Origin of the sequence: Nocardioides sp. (assembly GCF_024509035.1) — a bacterium.
Taxonomy (GTDB): domain Bacteria; phylum Actinomycetota; class Actinomycetes; order Propionibacteriales; family Nocardioidaceae; genus Nocardioides.
The window spans coordinates 1-1,993 of record NZ_JANINT010000339.1 but is presented as its reverse complement, the minus strand read 5'-3'; the positions used below and the strand labels follow the sequence as shown (position 1 = coordinate 1,993).

The 1,993-nt window shown below is 76.4% G+C and carries 1 protein-coding gene and 2 pseudogenes; all 3 read right to left on the bottom strand.

What is annotated here, in order from left to right; all coding sequences use genetic code 11:
- Positions 1–400, bottom strand: a pseudogene (locus Q0L15_RS20865) (DUF58 domain-containing protein); the annotation flags it as partial.
- Positions 401–402: 2 nt separating this feature from the next.
- Positions 403–1,404, bottom strand: coding sequence for a MoxR family ATPase (locus tag Q0L15_RS20860; protein ID WP_296606623.1), 1,002 nt, complete (start codon positions 1,402–1,404; stop codon positions 403–405).
- Positions 1,401–1,993 (bottom strand): annotated as a pseudogene (locus Q0L15_RS20855) (DUF4350 domain-containing protein); the annotation flags it as partial. The gene Q0L15_RS20860 and the pseudogene Q0L15_RS20855, both read right to left, overlap by 4 nt.

The following is a 1,993-nucleotide window of genomic DNA, read 5'->3' as shown; positions in this document are numbered from 1 at the left end:
GCAGTCGCACGGTGACCCCGACCGCGCGCAGGTCGCCGCGGCGCCGCGGGAGGAGAGGCGTGCGGAGGACCGCGCGCTCGCCGGCGCCCAGAGCGAGCCGGTGTCGGTTGCCGCTCGCGCCCGCCGACGGCTGCCAGGCGTCGCGCACCAGCCCCCGCACCCGCCGACGGGCCTGGTTGGTCGCGACCAGACGCGTCTCGGCGGGCTCCCCGAGCCGCACGGTGCCGATCGGTGGCCGCTCGAGCACCAGCCGAGCGGGCGAGGGCGCGAGCAGCACGTCGGCACCGACGAGCAGCCCGACGGCGAGTGCCCACAGCCACACCGTGCCCATCTCCGGGCGCAGCACGACCGCCGCCACTCCGAGGAGCAGCAGCAGTGGGACGCGTCCGGTGATCGCCATCGTCAGCGAGGGACCGGCACCGACCCGAGCGCCGAGGCGAGCACCTCGCCCACGTCCACGCCCTCCAGCTCGGCCTCGGGCCGCAGCCCGAGCCGGTGCACGAGCGTGGCGTGGGCGAGCGCCTTGACGTCGTCGGGGGTGACGAAGTCCCGTCCGGTCAGCCACGCCCAGGCGCGCGCGGACCGCAGCAGGGCCGTCGCGCCCCGCGGGCTGGCCCCCAGGCTCAACGACGGGGAGACCCGTGTCGCCCGGGCGACGTCGACGACGTACGCCGCGACCTCGGGGCTCACCTGCACCCGGCCCACCGCGGCCCGGCCGGCCGCGATGTCGGCGGCACCCGCCACCGGCCGGACGCCGGCGGCCGCGACGTCGCGCGGGTCGAACCCCGCCGCGTGCCGCTGCACGATCTCCAGCTCCGCCTCGCGGTCGGGCACCGGCAGGACCACCTTGAGCAGGAACCGGTCCAGCTGGGCCTCGGGCAGCGGGTAGGTGCCTTCGTACTCGACCGGGTTCTGGGTCGCGGCCACCAGGAACGGCTGGGGCAGCGGCCGGGAGACGCCGTCGACCGAGACCTGGCCCTCCTCCATCGCCTCCAGCAGCGCGGACTGCGTCTTGGGCGGCGTCCGGTTGATCTCGTCGGCGAGCAGCAGGTTGGTGAAGATCGGGCCCTCGCGGAAGGTGAGCTCGCCGCGGGTGCTGTCGATGACCATCGAGCCGGTGATGTCGCCGGGCATCAGGTCGGGGGTGAACTGCACGCGACGGGTCTCGACCGACAGGGCGGCGGCGAGGGTGCGGACCAGCAACGTCTTGGCGACCCCGGGCACGCCCTCCATGAGCACGTGGCCGCCGCAGAGCAGCGCCACGAGGAGGCCCGAGACCGCGGCGTCCTGCCCGACGACCGCCTTCGCGACCTCGGACCGTACGGCGCCCAGCCGCTCGCGCGCCTCCTCGCCGGCGTCGGCGTCGGGGCCGGTGGTCGTGGGCGGAAAGGGTGTCTCGCTCATGGGCGGCGTACCTCTCTGTCGAGCTCGGCCAGGCGGCCGGCCAGGGTGATCAGGTCGTGGTCGGTGCGCGGGGGAGGGGCGTGCGGGCCGAGCAGCAGGTCGAGCTCGGCGCGCGGCCTCCCGGTGTGGCGGGCCAGGTCGGCGAGCAACGCGTCCAGGTGGGCGGGTGCCTCGGCCCGGGCCCCCAGGCCGAGGCGGTCGGCCAGCCGGACGCGGGTGGCGGACCGCAGCGCGGAGGCGGCGTGCGCACGATCGCCGGCGCGGCGGTAGAGGCGCCCTCGGCTCCGCGTGGTCTCGATCGCCTTGACGACCACGGGGAGCGGCTCGGTGGCCAGCGGTCCCAGCCGCCGTGCGCGCCAGACCAGGAGCGCCAGGACCGCCAGGGCGCCCAGCCAGAGCGCAGGCCGCAACCACGGCGGCAGCAACGTCGCCAGGCTCACCCCGTCGTCACCGACCAGGTCGTCGAGCGACGGGACGTACCAGACGAGACGGTCCCGGCCGCCCAACAGGCGCAGGGCGACCGCGGCGTCGTCGGCGCGCAGCACCTGGTCGTTGCTCAGCAGGTCGCCGGCGCCGAGCAGCACCAGCC